Below are 23,771 nucleotides of genomic sequence, written 5' to 3'. Positions count from 1 at the left end.
GCCGTCTGAAAAACGATTTTCAGACGGCCTTTTTGTTTTTTTGTATTTTATTCACAATATTCTTTTTATAATCCAAAGTCCGATAACTTTTTGTTTTTACTTTCAAGTAAATCATGAATAAATTGCGGTTCTATTTCTAATAATGATTTTACAGTATCATGGATTTCCCAATACCGTTTACTTGGATAGTCAATAATATGCTGTAGATACTCCTTAATGAGTGGCACATACTCTATAAACTGCATTTTCGTGACCAGCCAAAACAACTCACTGATAGAAAAATCTGCCGATGATGCTTTACGAATAATTCTAGCCACAGGAGGAAAGATTTTCTGACGTGCATCATCACCTTTTTGCTGACTCTGATCTGCTTTAGATGCCCAGTAACTGATAAAAGCAGACAAGATATGCCGATCTGTATCATCATAACCATGTAAACGATGATCAATCATTCCCTCTGCCTCCCCTTTCTCAAACATCAAAACCAAAGTATCAAAGCCTTCATCAATACCCCAGTGAGCAAGCAGGCGCGCTGAATCAAATTGCAATACCTCATTTTCATTGGATAGCAATTCGATTAATCCATCTATCCTCTCTTGCGGCACATCCTCCAAGTCAAGCTCTTCAGGAATCGTCGTATAGTCCACATTTTCCGGTACGCTATACAGCAAAAAATCTATTTTTTTCTCATCCATTAATTTGACCCTTAGGCAACTTACTTAAGCCGCCTATTCTAGTAGAGCGTTCCAACTGATTCGGATTCGAGACAATCCAAATACCCCGTTTGAAACGCTCCAATCCGTTTCCGATTTATTCCGTTTTCCCCAAAATCATCGCATCGCCATAGCTGAAAAAGCGGTATTCCTGTTCCACCGCATGACGGTAAACGCTGCGGATATGCTCCATGCCCGAAAACGCGCTGACGAGCATCAGCAAGGTTGATTTGGGCAGGTGGAAGTTGGTAATCAATCGGTCGGCAACATTGAAGCGGTAGCCCGGCGTAATGAAAATATCGGTATCGCCGCGACCTGCTTTCAGACGGCCTGTTTCGCGTGCGGCGGATTCCAAGGCGCGCATGGAGGTTGTGCCCACTGCCCACACTTTATTGCCGCGCGCTTTGGCGGCTTCAACGGCGGCAACGGTCTCGGCCGGTACGTCAAACCACTCGCTGTGCATTTTGTGTTCTTCAATTTTATCGACGCGCACGGGTTGGAATGTACCGGCACCGACATGCAGGGTTACTTCCGCAGTTTCTACGCCTTTGGCTTTCAGACGGCCCAACAATTCATCAGTAAAGTGCAGACCTGCCGTCGGCGCAGCCACTGCGCCTTGATATTTGGCGTACACGGTCTGATAGCGGCTGTCGTCTTCATCATCGGCCGCGCGTTCGATATAAGGCGGCAAGGGCAGATGGCCATTTTGCTCTAAAAGTTCGTAAACGGTTTGCTCACCTTCAAATTTCAGGCAAAACAATTCTTCTGCGCGCTCCAGCATGACGGCGCGGATATCGCCTTCAAAAATCAATTCTGTACCCGGTTTCGGCGATTTGGACGAGCGGATATGCGCCAATGCGGTATGCGCGTCCAATACCCGTTCAATCAGGGCTTCGATTTTGCCGCCGCTGGCTTTTTGGCCGAACAGGCGCGCCTTCATCACTTTAGTATTGTTAAACACCAGCACATCGCCCGGTGCGACATAATCGGGTAAATCGCCGAAATGTTTGTCTTCAATCGGCAATGTAGGCAAGGCAACCAGAAGCCTGCTGCTGCCGCGCACTTCCGGCGGATGCTGGGCAATCAGTTTTTCGGGCAATTCAAAATCAAAATCGGAAATATCCATTGTCGTGCATAATTTAAAAAAACAGGCGCCATTATACGCGCAAAGTGGGTTTTCAGACGGCATGTTTTGTCGAAAAACCAATAAATTAGAATAAACGCTCTTGGGGAAATCACTTTTTAACGAAAATCAGCGTTCCTTTCTTTTTTCGCCGAAAAACGCCTTTTTTCTATCTTTTACTGGACATTTACCGACAAGTTCGGGAAAATAACCGGATTCATTTTTCAGGCTCCGCCCTGTTCCGACATTATTTAAACGCCGGATGGCAAACCTGCCTTCCGACGTATCAGGAAATCATCTAAAACCACTGCGGCGCATACCTAATATGCACTTTATATGCCGCGCAAAAAAGGAAAAGCAATGGATTTGCGTAAATTAAAAAAACTGATTGATTTGGTCGAAGAATCAGGCATTGCAGAAATTGAAGTTACCGAAGGCGAAGAAAAAGTCCGCATTACGCGTACCACTGCCGCCGCAGCTCCTGTTTATGCTGCTCCGGCACCTGCCGCAGCTCCGGTTGCCGCACCTGCCGCTGCTCCGGCTGCAGCCGCTCCGGCCGCCGCCCCTGCCGCTCGCGATTTGTCCAACGCGCAAAAATCGCCTATGGTCGGTACGTTCTACCGTGCCCCCGGCCCGAACGCCGCCGCTTTCGTCGAAGTCGGCCAACAAGTCAAAGCCGGCGATACTTTGTGCATCATCGAAGCCATGAAGCTGATGAACGAAATCGAAGCCGAGAAATCCGGTGTCGTTAAAGAAATTCTGGTTGAAAACGGTACTCCGGTCGAATACGGCGAGCCGCTCTTCATCATTGAATAATCCGTTTTTTCAGACGGCCTTTATCTTTAAGGCCGTCTGAAATTCCTTTTTCTGTTCATCAAGGACAAACCATGCGTCTGATTTTGGCTATTTTCTTGCCATGGCTTCAGTTTTTCACCATCGGCCGTCCGTTTGCAGGCATCATCTGTCTGATTCTGCAATGTACGCTGGTTGGCTGGATACCGGCAGCCATGTGGTCGGTTTACGCTTTGAGCCAATACAAAACCGACCAAAAAATCCGCAACGCATTAGGCGGCCGCTGAGGCCGTCTGAACCATCCGGAAAGATTATCATGCTGAAAAAAGTATTGATCGCCAACCGGGGCGAAATCGCCCTGCGCGTCCTGCGTGCCTGCCGTGAAATGGGCATCGCCACCGTCGCCGTCCATTCCGAAGCCGACAAAGACAGCCTGCACGTCAAACTCGCCGACGAATCCGTGTGCATCGGCCCTGCCGCATCCGCACAAAGCTACCTCAACATCCCGGCCCTCATCGCAGCTGCCGAAGTCACCGAAGCCGACGGCATCCACCCCGGCTACGGCTTCCTCGCCGAAAACGCCAATTTTGCCGAACAAGTCGAACAATCCGGCTTTGTCTTCATCGGCCCTAAAGCCGATACCATCCGTCTAATGGGCGACAAAGTATCCGCCAAACACGCCATGATCGAAGCCGGCGTGCCTTGCGTTCCCGGCTCTGACGGCGCATTGCCGGACGACGGCGAAGAAATCCTCAAAATCGCCGATAAAGTCGGTTATCCCGTCATTATCAAAGCCTCCGGCGGCGGCGGCGGTCGCGGTATGCGCGTCGTCGAGAAAAAAGAAGACCTCCTCCAGTCTGTCGAAATGACCAAAGCCGAAGCAGGCGCGGCATTCGGCAACCCGATGGTTTACATGGAACGCTATCTGCAACGTCCGCGCCACGTCGAAATCCAAGTGATTGCCGACGAACACGGCAACGCCATCTACCTCGCCGAGCGCGACTGCTCCATGCAGCGCCGCCACCAAAAAGTCATCGAAGAAGCACCGGCCCCGTTCATCACTGAAGAAGAACGCGCCAAAATCGGCAAAGCCTGTGCCGACGCTTGCAAACGCATCGGCTATCGCGGCGCAGGTACGTTTGAATTCCTGTACGAAGATGGCGAATTCTTCTTTATCGAGATGAACACACGCGTTCAGGTTGAGCATCCGGTTACCGAACTCATCACCGGCGTGGACATCGTCCAAGAGCAATTGCGCATCGCATCCGGCCTGCCTTTGCAATACAAACAGGAAGACATTCAAGTCGAAGGCCACGCGTTTGAGTGCCGTATCAATGCCGAAGACCCGTACAACTTCATTCCAAGCCCGGGCCTGATTGAAAGCTGCCACCTGCCCGGCGGCTTCGGCATCCGCGTCGACAGCCACATCTACCAAGGCTACCGCATCCCTCCTTACTACGACAGCCTGATCGGCAAAATCTGCGTCGTCGGTAAAGACCGCGACCAAGCCATGGCCAAAATGCGTGTTGCCCTCGATGAGCTGGCAATTACCGGCATCAAAACCAATACGCCGCTGCACCGTGACTTGTTCAGCGATCCGGGTTTCCAAAAAGGCGGCGTCAGCATCCACTACTTGGAACATTGGTTGGAAGAACGCAAAGCCAAACTGGATAAATAATCCTTTTTTCACAATCAAATTATTTATTAAAACTAATAATATTTAATAATTGATTTATTATATCTATTTTAAATCGGTTTCATAGTTCCAATAGTCAAAACCTTTCTGTATAGTTCTTTTCATAGTTTAAGTAAAAGGAAAAACAAATGTCGATACAAGAAATTTATGAGAATCAAGAAACCGGCTACGAATATGCCTTCCGGCAAATCGTTTTATAAACCACTGACCATTTTGCAAAGGAAACCATCATGACTACCTCTAAATGCCCTGTTACCCATCTGACCATGAACAATGGTGCGCCCGTTGCCGACAATCAAAACAGCCTGACCGCAGGCCCACGCGGCCCTCTGCTGGCGCAAGACTTATGGCTGAATGAAAAACTCGCCGACTTCGTGCGCGAAGTCATCCCCGAACGCCGTATGCACGCCAAAGGTTCGGGCGCGTTCGGTACGTTCACCGTGACGCACGACATCACGAAATACACCCGCGCCAAAATCTTCAGCGAAGTCGGCAAGAAAACCGAAATGTTCGCCCGTTTCACCACCGTGGCAGGCGAACGCGGCGCAGCCGATGCGGAACGCGACATCCGCGGCTTTGCGTTGAAGTTTTATACCGAAGAAGGCAACTGGGATATGGTCGGCAACAACACGCCCGTGTTCTTCCTGCGCGACCCGCGTAAATTCCCCGACCTGAACAAAGCCGTCAAACGCGACCCGCGCACCAATATGCGTTCCGCCACAAACAACTGGGACTTCTGGACGCTGCTGCCCGAAGCCCTGCACCAAGTCACCATCGTCATGAGCGACCGCGGCATCCCCGCCAGCTACCGCCATATGCACGGCTTTGGTTCGCATACTTACAGCTTCTGGAACGAAGCGGGCGAGCGTTTTTGGGTGAAATTCCATTTCCGCAGCCAGCAAGGGATTAAAAACCTGACCAACGAAGAAGCCGCAAAAATCATCGCCGACGACCGCGAAAGCCACCAGCGCGATCTGTACGAAGCCATCGAGCGCGGCGAGTTTCCAAAATGGACGATGTACATCCAAGTCATGCCTGAAGCCGATGCGGAAAAAGTGCCTTATCATCCGTTTGACTTAACCAAAGTTTGGCCGAAAAAAGACTATCCGCTGATTGAAGTGGGCGAATTCGAGTTGAACCGCAATCCCGAAAACTTCTTCGCCGATGTGGAACAATCAGCTTTTGCACCAAGCAACCTTGTGCCCGGTATCGGCGCCAGCCCCGACAAAATGCTGCAAGCCCGTTTGTTCAATTACGCCGATGCGCAGCGCTACCGTTTGGGCGTGAACTTCCGCCAAATTCCCGTCAACCGCCCGCGTTGCCCCGTCCACAGCAACCAGCGCGACGGACAAGGCCGCGCCGACGGCAACTACGGCAGCCTGCCACACTACGAACCCAACAGCTTCGGCCAATGGCAGCAACAACCCGACTTCGCCGAACCGCCTTTGAAAATCAACGGCGACGCGGCGCACTGGGACTACCGCCAAGACGATGACGACTACTTCAGCCAACCGCGCGCCTTGTTCAAGCTGATGAACAATGAGCAACAACAAGCTTTGTTTAACAACACCGCCGCAGCCATGGGCGATGCACCAGACTTCATCAAATACCGCCATATCCGCAACTGCTACCGTTGCGATCCGGCATACGGCGAAGGCGTAGCCAAAGCCCTTGGACTGACTGTCGAAGATGCCCAAGCCGCCCGTTCGACCGACCCGGCTTTAGGTCAACCTGGTTTGCTGTAAGGAGGCATTATGTGGATAGAAATTGAAGAAATCTTGTCTCAAGCTGTCCGATACAGCCGTTCAAACAAAAAGTAACGGTTTAGATCATTAATCAGGCCGTCTGAAACATAAAATAAAGTTTCAGACGGCCTTTTTATGATGAAGTTTATTTGATTGCTTCTGATTCAATGGAACTGGCCACCCTTATTTCTCCGTAAATCATGGCATGCCCCTCACCATCTCATGCCTCTACTGCAAATAAAAACCGCACGGCTGATTACCGTGCGGTTTTGCTTTTTGTCTGAAGGTTTCAGACGGCCTTACATCATGCCGCCCATACCACCCATGCCGCCCATATCAGGCATAGCAGGTTTTTCTTCAGGAATTTCGGCAATCATGCAATCAGTAGTCAGCATCAGGCCGGCGATAGATGCGGCGTGTTGCAGCGCAGAACGGGTTACTTTGGCTGGGTCGAGTACGCCCATTTCGATCATGTCGCCGTATTCGCCGGAGCCTGCGTTGTAACCGTAGTTGCCTTTACCTTCCAACACTTTGTTCACAACCACGCTAGGTTCGCCGCCTGCGTTGGCAACGATTTGGCGCAGAGGAGACTCAACGGCGCGCAATACGATTTGTACGCCTGCGTCTTGGTCGGCATTGCCGGTGTGCAGGTTTTCTAGAGCGGCACGTGCGCGCAACAGGGCTACGCCGCCACCTGCAACCACACCTTCTTCAACGGCTGCGCGGGTAGCGTGCAACGCGTCTTCCACGCGGTCTTTTTTCTCTTTCATTTCCACTTCGGTAGCGGCACCGACTTTGATCACTGCCACACCGCCAGCCAATTTAGCCACGCGCTCTTGCAGTTTTTCTTTGTCGTATTCGCTGGTTGCGGTTTCGATTTGTTGGCGGATTTCGGCAACACGCGCTTCGATTTGGGCTGCGTCGCCGAAGCCGTCGATGATGGTAGTGTTTTCTTTACCGATTTCGATGCGTTTGGCTTGACCCAAGTCGTCCAAAGTCGCTTTTTCCAGAGACAGGCCGACTTCTTCGGAAATCACCACGCCGCCGGTCAGGATGGCGATGTCTTGCAACATGGCTTTGCGGCGGTCGCCGAAGCCAGGGGCTTTAACGGCAACGGTTTTCAGGATGCCGCGGATGTTGTTCACGACCAAGGTCGCCAAGGCTTCGCCTTCTACGTCTTCAGCGATAATCAAGAGCGGACGGCTGGCTTTAGCCACTTGTTCCAAAACAGGCAGCAAGTCGCGGATGTTGCTGATTTTTTTGTCGAACAACAATACAAACGGATTGTCCAAAGCAGCAATTTGTTTTTCAGCGTCGTTGATGAAGTAAGGAGACAGGTAGCCGCGGTCGAATTGCATACCTTCAACCACGTCCAGCTCGTTTTCTAAAGATTTGCCGTCTTCAACGGTAATCACGCCTTCTTTGCCGACTTTTTCCATCGCTTCGGCGATAATCGCACCGACTTGTTCGTCAGAGTTGGCGGAAATAGAGCCGACTTGGGCGATTTCTTTAGAAGTGTCGCAAGGTTTGGCAATGTTTTTCAGCTCGTCAACCAAAGCGGCAACGGCTTTATCGATACCGCGTTTCAGGTCGGTCGGGTTCATGCCGGCGGTAACGTATTTCATGCCTTCGGCAACGATGGATTGCGCCAATACGGTTGCAGTAGTGGTACCGTCACCGGCCACGTCGTTGGTTTTAGACGCAACTTCTTTCACCATTTGCGCACCCATGTTTTCGAATTTGTCTTTCAATTCGATTTCTTTTGCAACAGACACACCGTCTTTAGTGATGTGCGGGCCACCGAAAGCGCGGTCGAGTACCACGTTGCGGCCTTTAGGGCCCAGAGTTACGCGTACGGCGTTTGCCAATACATTAACGCCGTTTACCATTTTTTGGCGAACTTCATTGCCAAATTGTACGTCTTTTGCTGCCATGTTTTTAATCCTTAAAAATCTGTTTTACTGTAAAAATAAAGATGATGCCGTCTGGAAAGGTCAATCCCATTCCACACTGTCGCCGTAGCTTTCCAGAAATTCGAAAATCTTGCTTTCGTTTTCAACCAAATCAACAGCAATCTGTTTGAATTTCTCAGCTTTTTCCCAATTTTCCGGTGTCAGCGAATAATAGGCGAAATATGAACCGCCTTCAGGGTCAGAATCCAAGTTCTCAAGCAGTTCAGGCGCGTAAACGCCCAAATAGGCATTGAAGAAGGCATCCCAGTTGTAGCCGTTCATATAGGCTTCTTCACAAGCCTCATTCATCCTTTCGCCCAAAGTGAACACAGAATCTTGTCCACAATCGAATTGGATACTGATCTGTTTGAGATCTTCAGACTTTGAAATACGGATGTAGTCTGCCATTGCTTACCCTTTTTCAGACGGCCTTAATATTTAAAAATCTTATTCAACGATACCGAAGATGTCTTCTTCACGCATTACCAACAGCTCTTCGCCGTCGGCTTTTACAGTTTGGCCGCTGTATTTGCCGAAGATCACTTTGTCGCCGACTTTGACATCCAGCGGACGGCGCGCGCCGTCTTTACCGATTTTGCCCGCACCCACGGCGATCACTTCGCCCATGTCGGGTTTTTCAGCGGCCGCACCCGGCAAAACGATGCCAGAGGCGGTTTTTTCTTCAGCTTCCAAGCGTTTGACGACGACGCGGTCGTGTAAAGGACGGATAGTCATGTTTTATGCTCCGATAAATAGTTTGAAAACAATCATCTGCCTTCATCCGGCAGATACGGTTTGAAAAAGTAGGCGGCAAGTTTGTCGACAAACTTACCTGAACACAGCGACAAATTAGGGTTCGACCCGATAAATTCAAGAGAATAATGTAAAAATTTTCTATTTAAAGCCGTCTGAAACAGACACGATAATTTCACGCCCTCTTTCCCTATTTTCCACGCCGGCCAAACTGGCAAATTTTTTCAGACGGCCTTTTACCAAAAGCAAACGCCAAACGTCCCAATCAGAGAAAGACACTGTTAAGTACAAACCTATGCACACCTTTACAAAATAATATCCTAACTTTAAAATAATAAATAGAAATTATTATTAATAAATATTTTTCACTGAAGAATTAAACTTATCCCGAAAAGGAAATTTCTATGACTTCACCCCTGTTCCGATTCAGCCTGCTTTCACTGGCACTCGCCGCCGGCTTTGCCCACGCGGAAGACGAAGCGAAAGAAAGCGTTACCCTTGATACTGTTACCGTCAAAGGTCAGGCCACAAGCGCCACACACCGTGTAACGACGAAACGTATGGAAGAGACGACTTCCACTGATTTAAAAGACGTATTGTTCAACGAACCCTCTATCAGTTTCGGTGGCGGCAACGGTCAGTCGCAGTGGGTAACCATCCGCGGCATGGGACAAGACCAAATAGACTATAAAGTTGACGATACCTACACCGACAGCCAGATTTTCCACCACAACGGCCGCTTTATGCTTGACCCCGCATTGGTAAAAGTCGTTGCCGTGCAAAAAGGTACAGGTTCTGCCTCCGCAGGTATCGGTGCAACCAGCGGCGCAATTGTTGCCGAAACGGTTGAAGCCAAAGATTTACTGAGAGAAGGTCAAAACGTCGGTTTCAAAGTCAATGCCGGCATCAGCAGCAATAAAGGCTATTCACGCGGCGCAAGCGTTTATGGTCAGGCAGGCGGTTTTGATGCTTTGGTTTCAGGCAATTTCGTACGCGACAAAGAATACACGGCAGGCAAAGGCTACCGTAATCTGCTCGGAAGCGATAAGGTTTTAAACAGTGGATTGGGTTCACGCGGCTTACTGGGCAAAATCGGCTATCGCTTCAATGAAGACAACCGTATTGAATTAAGCCACCGCCAAGAAAAACAATATGGAGAACGCGCCCTGCGCGAAGAGTTCGATTTCTCGCAAGTCTTCCAAACCGACCGCCGCACGGGTCAATACGTTTTGGATGCCAACGGCAACCGCATTCCGAATACCGCCAACAACGCGCCGCGTTACCGCACACTGACCCAAGACACCACCAACTTGGAATTCAAAGGCGGAAACTTGGGCTTTATCGACAAAATCAAAGCCAATGTTTACCGTTTGAACACCAAACGTGATGAAGTCCCCAATCCAAATTATGAATTGGACGGCGAAGTACGGACATACGGAGCCAATCTGAATCTCGACAGCCGTCTATTTGACCGCCATACCCTGAAATACGGAGTAAACTGGCGCACTCAAAAAAGCAGCTCAAACGGAGAAAACAACGAGAAGAAAAGCGATGCCGGCGTATATGTAGAAGGCATTTGGGATTTCTCTCCGGTTACGCTGACCACAGGTTTGCGCTATGACCGTTGGAAAATGAAAACCAGCAGTAATACAGAAAATTCAGACGGCAACCTCAATCCGAGCATCGGGTTGGTTTATGACATTACCCCTGATTTTTCCATCAACACCAGCCTGAACTATGCAACCCGCAGCCCTCGCCTGTACGAGGCAGCTTTAATGAGTTCCAGATCAATTATCTCATCGCCTGATTTGAAAGCGGAACGCTCGCGAAATGCAGAAATCGGCTTTAACTATCACTGGAATTCCGCCCTGACATTGTCCGGCAGCTATTTCCATCAACAAATCAAAGATGTACAAGCTATCCGCCAAGCAGGGCAAAACTATGTTTGGTTTAACGGCGGCAAACTGAAAAACAGAGGTTACGAACTGAACGCCGCCTACCGCTGGAAAGGTCTGACTGCACGTGCAGGCGTAGCATACAGCAGACCGAAACTGAACGGCGATACAGCCGACATCGTGACAACTGCCATCCCGATGGGACGTACATGGACGACAGGTCTGTCTTACCAATTCGACAATCCGAATCTGGAAATCGGCTGGCGCGGACGTTATGTCCAGAATGCAGGCTATGCGCCGACCTCGCGCGGCTCTGACGTGGCTCTGAATGTCGTCCGTGCAGGCTACGGCGTCAACGATATCTTCGCCAACTGGAAACCAACAGGCAAAGATGACTTGAACGTCAACTTCTCCGTCAACAATGTCTTTGATAAAAACTACAAGCCGCACAGCCAGCGCGCAGGTGCCAATTCTCTGCCTGAACCAGGCCGCGATGTCCGCCTAAGCGTGAACTACCGCTTCTAAGCAATCAGCTTGAAAAAGCCGTCTGAAAACAAAAGTTTTCAGACGGCATCTAGCTTTATAATCCGATACAAGTTATCATTTCGATTTACTTTATTCCCGACCACGGAGAAACCCTATGTTACGTTTGACCGCTTTAGCCGTATGCTGCACCCTTGCTTTGGGTGCGTGCTCACCGAAAGATTCTGCTTCCAACCAAGCCCAAACTGCTTCCGCTTCTGCCGCCCAAACCGAAGGCGCAGGCCTGACCGTCAAAACGGCGCGCGGCGATGCGAAAGTGCCGCAAAATCCTGAACGCATCGCTGTTTACGATTTGGGCATGCTCGATACTTTAAACAAATTGGGTGTGAAAACCGGTTTGTCCATCGACAAAAACCTGCTGCCTTATTTGGACGAATATTTCAAAACGACCAAACCCGCTGGTACGCTGTTTGAGCCTGACTACGAAGCCTTAAACGCTTACAAACCGCAGCTCATCATCATCGGCAGCCGTGCAGCCAAAGCATTTGACAAGTTGAACGAGATCGCGCCGACCATCGAGATGACCGCCGAAACCGCCAATCTGAAAGAAAGCTCAAAAGAGCGCATCGACGCACTGGGGCAAATCTTCGGCAAACAGGCCGAAGCAGACAAGCTGAAAGCGGAAATCGATGCTTCGTTTGAAGCGGCGAAAACTGCTGCGCAAGGCAAAGGCAAGGGTTTGGTGGTATTGGTCAACGGCGGTAAGATGTCGGCTTTCGGCCCTTCCTCACGTTTGGGCGGTTGGTTGCATAAAGACATCGGCGTTCCCGCTGTTGATGAATCGATTAAAGAAGGCAGCCACGGTCAGCCCATCAGCTTTGAATACTTGAAAGAGAAAAACCCTGATTGGTTGTTCGTCCTTGACCGCGGCGCGGCCATCGGCGAAGAAGGCCAGGCGGCAAAAGATGTGTTGAACAATCCGCTGGTCGCTGAAACGAATGCCTGGAAAAAAGGACAGGTGGTTTACCTTGTTCCTGAAACCTATTTGGCGGCCGGCGGCGCGCAAGAATTGCTGAACGCTTCCAAACAGGTTACCGACGCATTCAACGCGGCGAAATAGTTGTTTCGGCGGGCGGCAATGCCCACCCTTCCGTTTCATGGCATCCGGACGGCCTTTGCCCAAGCTGTATTTTGGTCATCAGGCCGTCTGAAACGGGCATTCTTGCCCGTTTGCTTCGTTATCTTTGAAAACGATACAACTATAAAATAATGCCTTTGTTTCTTTTACGACCTTATCGTTTATGTTTCACAAGCCCTTTTATTTGAACCTTATCAACGGCATCGCGCTTCTGATATTGTTTGCCGTCAGCCTGTCGGTCGGGGTCGCCCAATTCGACTGGTCCGCCCTGTTTTCGCTCTCCGACAGCCAACAGGTTATGTTCATCAGCCGCCTGCCGCGCACGTTTGCCATTGTGCTGACAGGCGCATCGATGGCCGTGGCCGGCATGATTATGCAGATTTTGATGCGCAACCGTTTTGTCGAACCGTCGATGGTGGGCGCAAGCCAAAGTGCGGCTTTGGGTTTGCTGTTGATGTCCTTGCTGTTGCCGGCTGCGCCGTTGCTGGCAAAAATGTCGGTTGCCGCCGTTGCCGCGCTGATCGGGATGTTGGTCTTTATGTTGCTGATCCGCCGCCTGCCGCCGACCGCGCAGCTGATGGTGCCTTTGGTCGGGATTATTTTCGGCGGCGTGATTGAGGCGGTGGCCACCTTTATCGCGTATCAAAACGAAATGCTGCAAATGCTGGGCGTGTGGCAGCAGGGCGATTTTTCCGGCGTGTTGCTCGGGCGGTATGAGCTGTTGTGGGCAACGGGGGTTTTGGCTTTGTTTGCCTATTTGATTGCCGACCAGCTGACGATTTTGGGTTTGGGCGAAACGGTGAGCGTGAACTTGGGGCTGAACCGGACGGCGATTCTGTGGTCGGGGCTGATTATTGTGGCGCTGATTACGTCTTTGGTGGTCGTAACGGTCGGCAATATTCCGTTTATCGGCCTGGTCGTGCCGAACATCATCAGCCGCCTGATGGGCGACAAGCTGCGCCAAAGCCTGCCGGCGGTGGCCTTGCTGGGCGCGTCTTTGGTGTTGCTGTGCGACATTGTCGGACGCGTGATTGTGTTTCCGTTTGAAATCCCTGTATCGACTGTTTTCGGAGTCATGGGTACAGTGTTGTTTTTGTGGCTTTTATTAAGGAAACCTGCTCATGCCGTCTGAAAAAAATATCGATTTTATGGCAGGAAGCAGCCGTCCGTTGTGGGTGGCTTTTGCGCTGTTGCTGGTTTCCTGCGCCCTGTTTATGACGCTCAACGTCAAAGGCGATTGGGACTTTGTCTTGCACCTGCGCCTGACCAAACTTGCCGCGCTGCTGATGGTTGCCTATGCGGTCGGCGTGTCCACGCAACTTTTCCAAACGCTGACCAACAACCCGATTCTGACCCCTTCGATTTTGGGTTTCGATTCGCTGTATGTGTTTTTGCAGACCTTGCTGGTGTTTACGCTCGGCGGCGTGGGCTATTCTTCCCTGCCGTTGACGGGCAAATTCGGCTTTGAGCTGGTCATCATGATGGGCGGCTCGCTGCTGCTGTTTTACACGCTCATCAAACAAGGCGGACGCGATTTGTCGCGCATGATTTTAATCGGCGTGATTTTCGGGATTTTGTTCCGCAGCCTGTCGTCGCTGCTTTCGCGTATGATTGACCCCGAAGAATTTACCGCCGCGCAGGCGAATATGTTTGCCACCTTCAATACCGTCCACTCGGAATTGTTGGGCATCGGCGCAATCGTGTTGCTCATCAGCGCCGCCGTAATCTGGCGCGAACGCCACCGCCTCGACGTTTACCTGCTCGGCCGCAATCAGGCCATTAATTTGGGCATCAACTACACGCGCAATACCTTATGGCTGCTGCTCTGGATCGCCGCGCTGGTTGCGACCGCGACCGCCGTTGTCGGCCCGGTGAGCTTTTTCGGCCTGCTGGTTGCCGCGCTGGCCAACCATTTTTCCCCGTCGGTCAAACATTCCGTCCGCCTGCCGATGACTTTTTGTGTCGGCGGCATCCTGCTGGTCGGTGGGCAAACCATTTTCGAACACTTCCTCGGCATGCAGGCCGTATTGAGCGTGATCGTCGAATTTGCAGGCGGATTGGTATTTTTATATTTGGTGTTGAAAAAGAAATAAATTAAATGTGCCCAAACAGCTTCAGGCCGTCTGAAGCCCGTGTTAAAAAATATTTAACCATTGAAATGAAACTAAATTTCTGACATGTACTCATAGTAAACATCACTAAATTTACTAAAATTACAAAAAATGAGTACGACATTAAAATACCGTCCCGACTTAGACGGCATCCGAGCTTTGGCCGTCTTGGCCGTTATTATTTTCCACATCGACGCCGCTTGGCTGCCCGGCGGCTTTCTCGGCGTGGATATGTTTTTCGTTTTGTCCGGCTATCTGATCACCACCATCATCAGCCGCGAAATGCAAAACGGTAGTTTTTCGTTTTTAGAATTCTACAAACGCCGCGCCAAGCGTATTTTGCCCGTTTTCGCCTGCGTATTGCTGTGTACGAGTTTGGCCGCCGCAATCTTTTTCTTGTCGTTTGACCTGCGCCAATACGTCAAATCGGCAGTGTTTGCGTTGCTGTTTTCGGCCAACCTGTTTTTTGCACGGCGCGGCGGTTATTTTGATACCGACGCGGCAGAAAAACCTTTGCAACACATTTGGTCTTTATCGCTGGAAGAGCAGTTTTACTTTGTTTTCCCAGTTTTGCTGATTGCCTTTTTCCGCTTCAGCAAAGGGCGCAGCATCCGCCAATTCATTCTTTTACTGATTGTATTGAGCCTGCTGTCCGTCTTTTTACCCACCTTCGGCATGGACCCTTATTTCCTGCCTTATGTGCGCGCATACGAGCTGCTGATCGGCGCGCTTTTCGCCTTTATTTCGCCCTCGCAAAACAACGACCGCTTCAGCACGCCTGTGGTCGGCTGGGCGATGATGGCGGTGATTGCCGCCATGTTGCTGCTTCCTTACGGCGTGTTGCCCGGTGAAGGCAATATCGAACGGCTGCTGTGCTGTACGGCGGTCGGCGGCTTGATTTACTCGGGCAAAACCCTGCAGACGCAAAACGGCTTCAATACCGCCAAACTGTTGAGCCTCAAGCCCGTTGTGTTTATCGGTTTGATTTCCTATTCGCTGTATTTGTGGCATTGGGTGGTCTTGGCCGTCATGCGCTATGTTTACATGGACAACGCTTTACCGATGTCCGCGATTGTATTGGCCGTGGTGCTGATGTCGGGCTTGTCCGTTTTGTCCTATTACTTTGTCGAAACACCGGCGCGACGGATAAAGAATTTCACCACCCAAAAATTCATCGGGGTAATCGCCGCCTATTTCGCCCTGCTGATTCCTGCCGCCGGCTACCTGCTGACTGCCAAACCGGCCGCATACGAGGCAAACCTATATACGGTTGACGAAAGTAAAATCTGCGCGGATACCTTGACCAAAACCGACTGCGCCGTCGGCGCGGAAAACCAAAGCAGCAAAGTCCTGCTGATGGGCGATTCCCACGCCGCCCACCTGACGCCCTTTATCGATATGGTGGGCAAACAGGAAGGCTTTGCCGCCGACGTTATCTCGTCCAACAGCTGCGGCGTTGCCTTCGGCTTTATGTTGCCGCAAAGCGACCGCCGTGCCGACCGTTGCAACCCTTACAACCGCTTTATCGCACAAAAGGTCGAAAACTATCCGGTGGTCTTTATCTCGCAACGTTGGTTCCTGCATACCAACAAGCCCGGTTTTACGGAGCATTTCAGCAAAATGCTCGACACCCTGATTCAACAGGGCAAGCAGGTTTACGTCTTTGCCGACACGCCGATGAACGCGCAACTGCCCCTGCGCCATTACTACTTGAAACAACGCCTCGGCCTCGACATGCAATACGTTTCCGAGCATAAAAAAGCCGAAATCGCCCGCTCCGCCGAAGCCGACAAGACCATAGAAAACATTGTCAAACAGCGGCCTGCCGTGCATTGGGTCAACATCATGGAGCCGATTCCGGCAGATAAAACCATAGACGGCCTGCCGATATATTTCGACACCAACCACCTCAACACCCACGGTGCGACAAAACTGGCCGAAAAATTTATACAGGACAAACAAATACTCTTAAAATAACATCTATGCCCAAGGCCGTCTGAATATTTCAGACGGCCCGGGCAAACCCGCAAAGGACAACCTTCATGACACAAGAACATTTCCCATCATTCTTCAACCAAGCCCCGACCATCACCGTCCAAGACACATTGGCCGACTTCCTCGGCGCGGCCGAAAACGGCATCCTCACTTACCACTACGCCGATGCCGTACGCCTGTGCGGCCACTCCTGCCCGACCGTCGCCGGTGCTTACCTGATGGTCATCAAAGGCCTGAAAGCCCTTTACGGCGAAGAGCTGCCGCAACGCGGCGACATCGAGGCCTTTATGCAGGGCGAGCGTGACGAAGGCACGACCGGCGTGACCGCTTCCGTCGTCCAACTCCTTACCGGCGCAGCACCCGAAACCGGCTTTGGCGGCGTAGGCCCTGCCGGACGCTTTGCCCGCCGCCATTTATTGTCCTTTGGTGCAGGCGAAATCAACGGTACACTCGCGCTCCGCCGCCGCGATACCGGCAAAACCGTTGCCGTCAGCCTCAACGCCGCACTCCAACCCTTCGCACCGCAAATGCGCGACATCATGCCCAAAGCCGTCAGCGGCAGCGCAAGTGCCGACGAACTCAAACAATTCGGCGAGCTTTGGCAAGAACGTGTCCGCGCCTTCCTGATCGATCAAGCCGACAATCCCGAATTTGTGACCGTCAGCGAAATCTAACCACTCCATACAGAAATAAAATTCAGACGGCCTCACGCTGAAAGGCCGTCTGAAACCCCAAGTTTTCCATACTCGAATCCGCCTATGATTACCATCCGCAACGTCAGCCACACCATCGGCAGCAACCCCATCCTCAACGACGTCAGCCTCGACATTCCCGAAGGCGGCATTACCGCGCTAATCGGCCCGAACGGCGCAGGCAAGTCCACCCTCCTCTCCTTTATGGCGCGCCTGCAACCCTTGGTACACGGCGACATCAGCTACGCAGGCAAAGACATCAAAACCACGCCCACCGCCGAACTCGCCCGCACGCTCTCCATCCTCACCCAAGAAAACAGCATCATGAGCCGCATTACCGTGCGCGACCTGCTCATGTTCGGCCGCTATCCCTACCACCAAGGCAGGCCGTCTGAAACGGATAAAACCATCGTCGAAGAAGCACTCGCCGAGTTCCACCTGCAAGGCTTTGCCGACCGCTACCTGACCGAGCTTTCCGGCGGCCAACGCCAACGCGCCATGATTGCCATGGTGTTCTGCCAGCGCACCGACTACGTTTTACTGGACGAGCCGCTGAACAACCTCGACATGTATCATGCCCGCTCCCTCATGCAAATCCTGCGCCGGCTGACCGACGAGTACAAACGCACTACCGTCGTCGTCCTGCACGACATCAACCAGGCCGCCGCCTACGCCGACCACGTTGTCGCCATGAAAAACGGCCAAGTCGCCATGCAGGGCGCACCCAACGACATTTTCACCGCCGAAAACATCAAATCCCTATTCGATATGGACGTCAACGTCCTCGATTACGAAGGCAAAAAACTGGTTATCCACCACGTTTGAACCCAATAAAAAAGACCGTCTGAAACCCGATTCCCCACGTTTCAGACGGCCTTTGCCTATTCAAAGCATTTATTTTTTATCGTACAAACCGCGCACCACGCGACCAATCGCAGTAATGCCTTTTTCCAGCGTTTCCGCATCCTGCGCAATACTCATGCGGATGCACTCGCCCGCGTGCGGATAATCTTGCGTATCGATGCCGACAAAGAAATGCTCGCCCGGAATAATCAGCGTGCCTTCAGCCTTGAGCATTTCGTACAAGGTTTGCGACGAAACCGGCAGGTTTTCAAACCAAAGCCACAAGAAAATCGCGCCTTCGGGCTTGTGGATTTTCAACGGATACGCACCCAATTCGCGTTTGAGCAGGGAAACCGCCGTTTGCGCCTGCCGACGGTAAAACGGCTGAATCACTTGGTCGGCCAACTGTTTCAGACGGCCGTCGTTTAACAGCGGCGCCGCAATCGCCGCGCCGAAACGGGTGGGCGACAGGTTCACAATCGCATTCAAACTGCTGACGGCTTTGACCACTTCCGGCGCGGCGATAATAATGCCGGTACGCACGCCGGGCAGGCCGATTTTAGAAAGGCTGAAGCAGAGGATGATGTTTTCGTGCCAATTGAGCGTTACATCGCTGTAAATAATATTCGGGAACGGCATTCCATAAGCGTTGTCGATAATCAGCGGAATCCCATGTTCCTGCGCCAACGCGTCCAAACGCGCCATTTCGTCGTCGGTCAGCACATTGCCGGTCGGATTGGTCGGGCGCGAACAGCAAATCGCACCGATTTTGCCCGCTTTCAATTCAGGCAGGCTCTCCAGCGCGTCAAAGTCCACACGGTATTTAAAAAAGCCTGCTTCGCCTTCGTGTTCGACATTTTCGATTTTCGGCCTCACCGAAATAAAATGCTGCCCCTCGATATGCACATCGGCATAACCGATATATTCAGGCGCAAGCGGCAACAAAATGGCTTTTTCAGCCGTTTGGCCGTCTGAAAGATTGAATTTGCCGCCAAACAGGTTGAACAAATAGAAAAACGCGTTTTGCGAACCATTGGTCAGCGCAATATTGTCCGCCGTCAGATTCCAGCCGTATTCGCGGTTAAGAAACTTAGTCAAAGCCGCAATCAGCGCCGCATCGCCCTGCGGATTGGAATAATTGCCGATATTCTCAACAGCGTGTTCCGCCGCCAGTTTGGAGAACACATCGGCGAACACCGCATTGACTTCAGCAATCTTCGCCGGATTGCCGCCGCCAAGCATATTGACGGGCTTGTCGCTTTTGAGCGCGTCGCCCAAATCGTCCATCAATTGCAAAATGCCGCTGTGTTGCGTGAATTTTTCGCCGAATGCTGAAAACTGCATGGAAACTCCGTTACTGGGTGTGTGAAAACAATAAACCGCTATTATAAGAACAAAGGCCGTCTGAAAACCAGTTATCCTGATTTTCAGACAGCCTTTACTATTCAATCCTTCCTTTAACGGCCAAAATTGTCTCGACGTTCGCGCCAGTCTTGGCGGATGGAGCCGCTTTTGCCGACCGGCGTGTCTTGTTCGACTTCCCAAATAAAATTCGTTCCGCCGCCAATTGGATGCGAGCCGCGCAAACCGATGTGGCTGCCTTGGTCGGCAACGGCGGTGCTGCTGCGTGTTTGGCCGCCGAAACGGGTTTGCGAGGTTTCGATGCCGCTTTTGATGCTGCCGTAAAGCTGTACATCGGCATGTGCGGCGAATGCGGCGGTGGGAAGTGCGGCAGTGAGGAGAAGTTTCAAGTTCATGGTTTATCCTTTTTTTGGAGAGGAATTGTGAGGCGATTGTATCGGCCTTGTGCGTAAACAAGTTACAATTCTTGCAAAATCTGACAGGAGTTTTGATGATGCGCTCTTTACGCGCCGCCGCTGTACAAATGGTGTCGTCCACCGCCCCCGAAACCAATATTGCCACGATGAAACGCCTTGTCCACGAGGCTGCCGAACAAGGGGCGGATTGGGTGTTGCTGCCCGAATATTGGCCGCTGATGGGCAAAAACGATACGGACAAGCTGGCATTTGCCGAGCCTTTGGACGATGGAGGCGTCGGCGAAACCTGCGACACCCGTTTTCAGACGGCCTTAAGCGAAACGGCAAGGGAATGCGGCGTGGTGTTATTTGGCGGCACGGTTCCGTTGCAAAGCCCAGACGCAGGCAAGGTGATGAATACGATGCTGGTGTATGACCGCGACGGGAAACGAATCGGGCTTTACCACAAAATGCACCTTTTCGGCTTTTCCGGTTTGGGCGAACGCTACGCCGAAGCCGATACGATACTGGCGGGCAGCGATGTGCCGAAGCTGAGCGTGGACGATGTTCCGCTGGCGGCCGGGGTCTGCTACGATTTGCGCTTTCCTGAGTTTTTCCGCGCCCAGCAGCCATTTGATGTTTTGCTGTTGCCAGCCGCGTTTACCCACACGACCGGCAAGGCGCATTGGGAATTACTGCTGCGCGCCCGTGCAGTGGAAAACCAATGCTACGTCATCGCGTCGGCACAGGGCGGACTGCATGAAAGCGGCCGCCGCACATTCGGCCACAGTATGATTATCGACCCTTGGGGCGATGTGTTGGCGACGTTGCCCGAAGGCGAAGGCGTGATTTTGGCCGATTTGGATACCGCGCGCCTGCAAAGCGTGCGCACGCGCCTGCCTGCCCTGAAACACCGATTACTTTAAACACGCACTATGTCCCAGTTCCAACCCACACGCATTCTCGGCATCGACCCCGGCAGCCGCGTGACCGGCTTCGGCGTTATCGATGTCCACGGCCGCGAGCATCATTATGTTGCTTCCGGCTGTATCAAAACGCCGACCGGCGCGTCGCTTTCCGAACGCATCGCTGTGATTGTCCGCCATATCGACGAAATTATCCGCCACTATCAGCCGCATCAGGCGGCCATCGAGCAAGTCTTCGTCAACGTCAACCCGGCCGCGACTTTGATGCTCGGTCAGGCGCGCGGTGCGGCGATTGCCGCTTTGGTCATGCACGACTTGCCCGTGTTTGAGTACACCGCGCTTCAGGTCAAGCAGGCGGTGGTCGGCAAGGGCAAGGCCGCCAAAGAGCAGGTGCAGCATATGGTGGTCCAAATGCTCGCACTTTCCGGCACGCCGCAAGCCGATGCCGCCGACGGACTCGCCGTCGCCCTCACCCACGCCCTGCGCAATCACGGATTGGCTTCTCAACTCAATCCCGACGGCCTGCAGGTCAAACGCGGCCGTTTCCAATGGTAAGCCGACATTCAGGCCGTCTGAAATCGTGTTCCAGCCCGTTTTCAGACGGCCTTTCGGTTATAATAGCCCTTTGCCCACATACAGCGAGCCTTCATGAAAGCCGCCTTCCTTTTTCTCTACCTCATCCGCCTGCTGCCTTTTTGCGTGTTGCACAAGATTGCCGACGCAATCGGCATTCTTGCTTATTACGCAGTCAAACCGCGCCGCAAAGTCGGTGAGGTCAACCTCAAAAAATGCTTTCCCGAACTGAACGACAGCCAGCGCACCGCCCTGCTCAAACGCCATTTCCAACACATGGCAAAGCTGATGCTCGAATACGGCCTCTACTGGTACGCGCCTGCGGACAAGCTGCGCTCGTTGGTGCGCTATCAAGACAAACACCATCTTGACGAAGCCCTCGCCGCCGGCGAAAAAGTCATCATCCTCTATCCGCACTTTACCGCATTTGAAATGGCGGTTTACACGCTCAATCAGGATGTGCCGCTGACCAGCATGTATTCGCACCAAAAAAACAAAGCCCTGGACGAGCAAATCCTGAAAGGCCGCCACCGCTACAACAATGTTTTCCTGATCGGCCGCACAGAAGGCCTGCGCGCCATCATCAAACACCTGCGCAAAAGCGATGCGCCCTTTCTTTATCTGCCCGACCAAGACTTCGGCCGCAACGATTCCATTTTCGTTAATTTCTTCGGCATTCAGACGGCCACGATTACCGGCCTCAGCCGTATCGCCGGCATGACCAAAGCCAAAATCATTCCCGCCATCCCCACGCGTGAAGCCGACAATACCGTAACCCTGCGCTTCTATCCGGCTTGGGACAATTTCCCAACCGAAAATGTCGAAGCCGACACCCAGCGCATGAACGACTTCATCGAAGAGCGGGTACGCGAGCATCCCGAACAATATTTCTGGCTGCACAAACGCTTCAAAACCCGTCCCGAAGGCGAAAGCAGCTTTTACTGACTACATAAAATTACAATTTAAGCATGAAAAAGCGGCAAAACCTTTCTTTTGCCGCTTTTTCATTTTAATTGTATCAAATCCAAGCTCAGCTTCAATTTCAAACAATCAAATCAAATTCCACTTTAAATGCTTTAAAAACAACTTTTTTCAAGGCAATTGAAACTTTCAAACAACCTTATATTTTTTCTCAAATAAAAAATGCTCTATTCAATACCCTTTTCATTTATATGTTAAATTTAATTTCATTTAAAAACAAAATGTTATAAAATAACCTTTAAAATAAAACAAATTTTAATCATTCGAAATATGAAATTAAATTAAATTTAAAGCAAGAAATACAAAATAAACATCTAATTTTAAATTAATTATGAAATTTAATTGCAAAAATATGACAATAACTGCAATTTACCCTAACCCAAACCTTCAGAAAAAACACTTGGCAAACTGTAAAATTTCGCGTAAATTTTACTACATCAAATTACAAGACATTCAGACGGCCTCAGCCGGTTTTAAATGTTTTTGTAAGCAGTTTTCTGATATTGCAAGCAATTGCAGTATTTTTAGAGGATTTCGGCGAATACCCGAAATGAAAGTTTACCGGTGCAGAGTTGAGCTGCATCTGTAAAGCCGCAGGTGAAAGCCTGTATTGTTTGTGAAGCGTAAATCTCTGATTTGAGGTATTGGGGCAATCCTGTGGGGGATTGCCTCTTTTTTTATCTGCGCCGTCATGCCACAATGGCATCATTCCTTATCCAACCCGATCACGCCATGACTCCGATACTCGCCTTCGACATCGAAACCATTCCCGACGTAAACGGCATCCGCCTGCTTTACGATTTGCCTGCCGATTTGCCCGACAACGAAGTCGTCCTGTTTGCCCAACAGCAACGCCGCGCCAAAACCGGCAGCGACTTTATGCAACACCATCTGCACCAAGTCGTCGCCATCTCCTGCTGTATGCGCTGGGGTCAGGACAAAATCCGCGTCAGCACCATCGGCGATCCCGAAGACAGCGAAGAAGTCATGATTGCCAAATTCTTCGAGGTCATCGAAAACTATACGCCGCAACTCATCAGCTGGAACGGCGGCGGTTTCGACCTGCCCGTCCTCCACTACCGCGCCCTGATACACGGCATCAGTGCCGCCCGCTACTGGGACATGGGCGACGGCGACTTTGGCGACAGTCGCGACTTTAAGTGGAACAACTACATCAGCCGCTACCACACCCGCCATTGCGACCTGATGGATTTGCTCGCCCTCTACCAACCGCGTGCCAGCGTGCCTTTAGACGATATGGCCAAACTCTGCGGTTTCCCCGGCAAACTGGGTATGGACGGCAGCAAGGTTTGGGACGCTTATCACGCAGGCCGTCTGAAAGACATCCGCGACTATTGCGAAACCGATGCCGCCAATACCTACCTGATGTACATGCGCTTTCGCATGATGAGCGGCGCGCTCGATGCCGACGAATACGAAGTCGAAATCAAACGCATCAAACATTATCTGGCCGCACAAGCCGAAGAAAAACAACACTGGGCGGAGTTCGTCGCCGCTTGGCGTTAAACCAGGCCGTCTGAACAGCCAAACCGGAAAACCAAAAGGGCGTGATCGACACGCCCTTTTTTATATTCCGACAAAC

Annotated in this window: 22 protein-coding genes; 15 read left to right on the top strand and 7 right to left on the bottom strand. The window is 51.5% G+C overall.

Features of this window, described 5'->3' with window-relative positions; all coding sequences use genetic code 11:
• Positions 1-65: 65 nt before the first annotated feature.
• Positions 66-695: a hypothetical protein gene (locus ACTHUG_RS06875; RefSeq protein ID WP_049347850.1), complete on the bottom strand. Its 630-nt coding sequence runs from the start codon at positions 693-695 to the stop codon at positions 66-68.
• 115 nt (positions 696-810) lie between these two features.
• Positions 811-1,839: a tRNA preQ1(34) S-adenosylmethionine ribosyltransferase-isomerase QueA gene (gene queA, locus ACTHUG_RS06870; protein ID WP_440386452.1), complete on the bottom strand. Its 1,029-nt coding sequence runs from the start codon at positions 1,837-1,839 to the stop codon at positions 811-813.
• 357 nt (positions 1,840-2,196) lie between these two features.
• Here queA and accB point away from each other — a divergent pair, with 357 nt between their 5' ends.
• The 4 genes from accB (at position 2,197) to katA (ending at position 6,069) form a co-directional block, all read left to right on the top strand.
• On the top strand, positions 2,197-2,652 hold the full coding sequence (gene accB, locus ACTHUG_RS06865) for an acetyl-CoA carboxylase biotin carboxyl carrier protein (RefSeq protein ID WP_049347847.1): 456 nt from the start codon (positions 2,197-2,199) through the stop codon (positions 2,650-2,652).
• 71 nt (positions 2,653-2,723) lie between these two features.
• Complete coding sequence (locus ACTHUG_RS06860; protein ID WP_003680299.1) at positions 2,724-2,915, top strand: YqaE/Pmp3 family membrane protein; 192 nt, start codon at positions 2,724-2,726, stop codon at positions 2,913-2,915.
• Between the two features lie 29 nt (positions 2,916-2,944).
• Complete coding sequence (gene accC, locus ACTHUG_RS06855; protein WP_150537155.1) at positions 2,945-4,306, top strand: acetyl-CoA carboxylase biotin carboxylase subunit; 1,362 nt, start codon at positions 2,945-2,947, stop codon at positions 4,304-4,306.
• A 248-nt stretch (positions 4,307-4,554) separates the two neighbouring features.
• Positions 4,555-6,069, top strand: coding sequence for a catalase KatA (gene katA / locus ACTHUG_RS06850; protein ID WP_440386451.1), 1,515 nt, complete (start codon positions 4,555-4,557; stop codon positions 6,067-6,069).
• Positions 6,070-6,368: 299 nt separating this feature from the next.
• On the opposite strand, the gene groL is transcribed toward katA, so the two are convergent.
• From groL to groES, 3 genes are read right to left on the bottom strand one after another with little or no spacing between them, the layout of a single operon-like run.
• A complete protein-coding gene (gene groL, locus ACTHUG_RS06845; RefSeq protein WP_049322649.1) occupies positions 6,369-8,003 on the bottom strand; it encodes a chaperonin GroEL in 1,635 nt (544 codons plus the stop codon).
• Between the two features lie 60 nt (positions 8,004-8,063).
• Positions 8,064-8,429: an Imm51 family immunity protein gene (locus ACTHUG_RS06840; protein WP_440386449.1), complete on the bottom strand. Its 366-nt coding sequence runs from the start codon at positions 8,427-8,429 to the stop codon at positions 8,064-8,066.
• A gap of 39 nt (positions 8,430-8,468) precedes the next feature.
• A complete protein-coding gene (gene groES, locus ACTHUG_RS06835) occupies positions 8,469-8,756 on the bottom strand; it encodes a co-chaperone GroES (protein ID WP_003744509.1) in 288 nt (95 codons plus the stop codon).
• Between the two features lie 422 nt (positions 8,757-9,178).
• On the opposite strand from groES, the gene ACTHUG_RS06830 reads away from it, so the two are divergent.
• From ACTHUG_RS06830 to ACTHUG_RS06800, 7 genes are all read left to right on the top strand, one after another.
• Positions 9,179-11,194: a TonB-dependent receptor plug domain-containing protein gene (locus ACTHUG_RS06830; protein WP_440386448.1), complete on the top strand. Its 2,016-nt coding sequence runs from the start codon at positions 9,179-9,181 to the stop codon at positions 11,192-11,194.
• Positions 11,195-11,309: 115 nt separating this feature from the next.
• Positions 11,310-12,272, top strand: a complete 963-nt coding sequence (locus ACTHUG_RS06825) for a siderophore ABC transporter substrate-binding protein (protein ID WP_440386447.1) — start codon at positions 11,310-11,312, stop codon at positions 12,270-12,272.
• Between the two features lie 181 nt (positions 12,273-12,453).
• Positions 12,454-13,422, top strand: a complete 969-nt coding sequence (locus tag ACTHUG_RS06820; protein WP_036492655.1) for an ABC transporter permease — start codon at positions 12,454-12,456, stop codon at positions 13,420-13,422.
• Complete coding sequence (locus ACTHUG_RS06815) at positions 13,412-14,383, top strand: iron chelate uptake ABC transporter family permease subunit (protein WP_440386446.1); 972 nt, start codon at positions 13,412-13,414, stop codon at positions 14,381-14,383. The genes ACTHUG_RS06820 and ACTHUG_RS06815 overlap by 11 nt, the downstream gene beginning before the upstream one ends.
• A gap of 129 nt (positions 14,384-14,512) precedes the next feature.
• Positions 14,513-16,378, top strand: coding sequence for an acyltransferase family protein (locus ACTHUG_RS06810; RefSeq protein ID WP_440386445.1), 1,866 nt, complete (start codon positions 14,513-14,515; stop codon positions 16,376-16,378).
• A 65-nt stretch (positions 16,379-16,443) separates the two neighbouring features.
• Entirely contained in the window at positions 16,444-17,070 is a 627-nt protein-coding gene (locus ACTHUG_RS06805) for an FmdE family protein (RefSeq protein WP_440386444.1), read from the top strand.
• 84 nt (positions 17,071-17,154) lie between these two features.
• A complete protein-coding gene (locus tag ACTHUG_RS06800; protein WP_003749115.1) occupies positions 17,155-17,913 on the top strand; it encodes an iron ABC transporter ATP-binding protein in 759 nt (252 codons plus the stop codon).
• A gap of 69 nt (positions 17,914-17,982) precedes the next feature.
• On the opposite strand, the gene ACTHUG_RS06795 is transcribed toward ACTHUG_RS06800, so the two are convergent.
• Together ACTHUG_RS06795 and ACTHUG_RS06790 are read right to left on the bottom strand one after the other, a co-directional pair.
• A complete protein-coding gene (locus tag ACTHUG_RS06795; RefSeq protein WP_440386443.1) occupies positions 17,983-19,275 on the bottom strand; it encodes a valine--pyruvate transaminase in 1,293 nt (430 codons plus the stop codon).
• Positions 19,276-19,388: 113 nt separating this feature from the next.
• Positions 19,389-19,688, bottom strand: a complete 300-nt coding sequence (locus ACTHUG_RS06790) for a porin (protein ID WP_440386442.1) — start codon at positions 19,686-19,688, stop codon at positions 19,389-19,391.
• A gap of 95 nt (positions 19,689-19,783) precedes the next feature.
• Between ACTHUG_RS06790 and ACTHUG_RS06785 the strand changes: the two genes are divergently transcribed.
• The 4 genes from ACTHUG_RS06785 (at position 19,784) to ACTHUG_RS06770 (ending at position 23,695) form a co-directional block, all read left to right on the top strand.
• Positions 19,784-20,614 carry a carbon-nitrogen hydrolase family protein gene (locus ACTHUG_RS06785; protein ID WP_440386441.1) on the top strand — a complete coding sequence of 277 codons (831 nt, stop codon included), beginning with the start codon at positions 19,784-19,786 and terminating at the stop codon, positions 20,612-20,614.
• A 9-nt stretch (positions 20,615-20,623) separates the two neighbouring features.
• Positions 20,624-21,169 carry a crossover junction endodeoxyribonuclease RuvC gene (ruvC, locus tag ACTHUG_RS06780; protein WP_003684216.1) on the top strand — a complete coding sequence of 182 codons (546 nt, stop codon included), beginning with the start codon at positions 20,624-20,626 and terminating at the stop codon, positions 21,167-21,169.
• A gap of 78 nt (positions 21,170-21,247) precedes the next feature.
• Positions 21,248-22,132, top strand: a complete 885-nt coding sequence (locus ACTHUG_RS06775) for a lipid A biosynthesis lauroyl acyltransferase (RefSeq protein WP_283122203.1) — start codon at positions 21,248-21,250, stop codon at positions 22,130-22,132.
• A gap of 768 nt (positions 22,133-22,900) precedes the next feature.
• Positions 22,901-23,695, top strand: coding sequence for a 3'-5' exonuclease (locus ACTHUG_RS06770; RefSeq protein WP_440386547.1), 795 nt, complete (start codon positions 22,901-22,903; stop codon positions 23,693-23,695).
• Positions 23,696-23,771 lie beyond the last annotated feature (76 nt).

Source organism: Neisseria sp. P0022.S009 (assembly GCF_051956675.1).
Classification (GTDB): Bacteria; Pseudomonadota; Gammaproteobacteria; order Burkholderiales; family Neisseriaceae; genus Neisseria.
The sequence above is the reverse complement of the archived record's forward strand: the minus strand, read 5'-3'. Positions and strand labels throughout refer to the sequence as shown.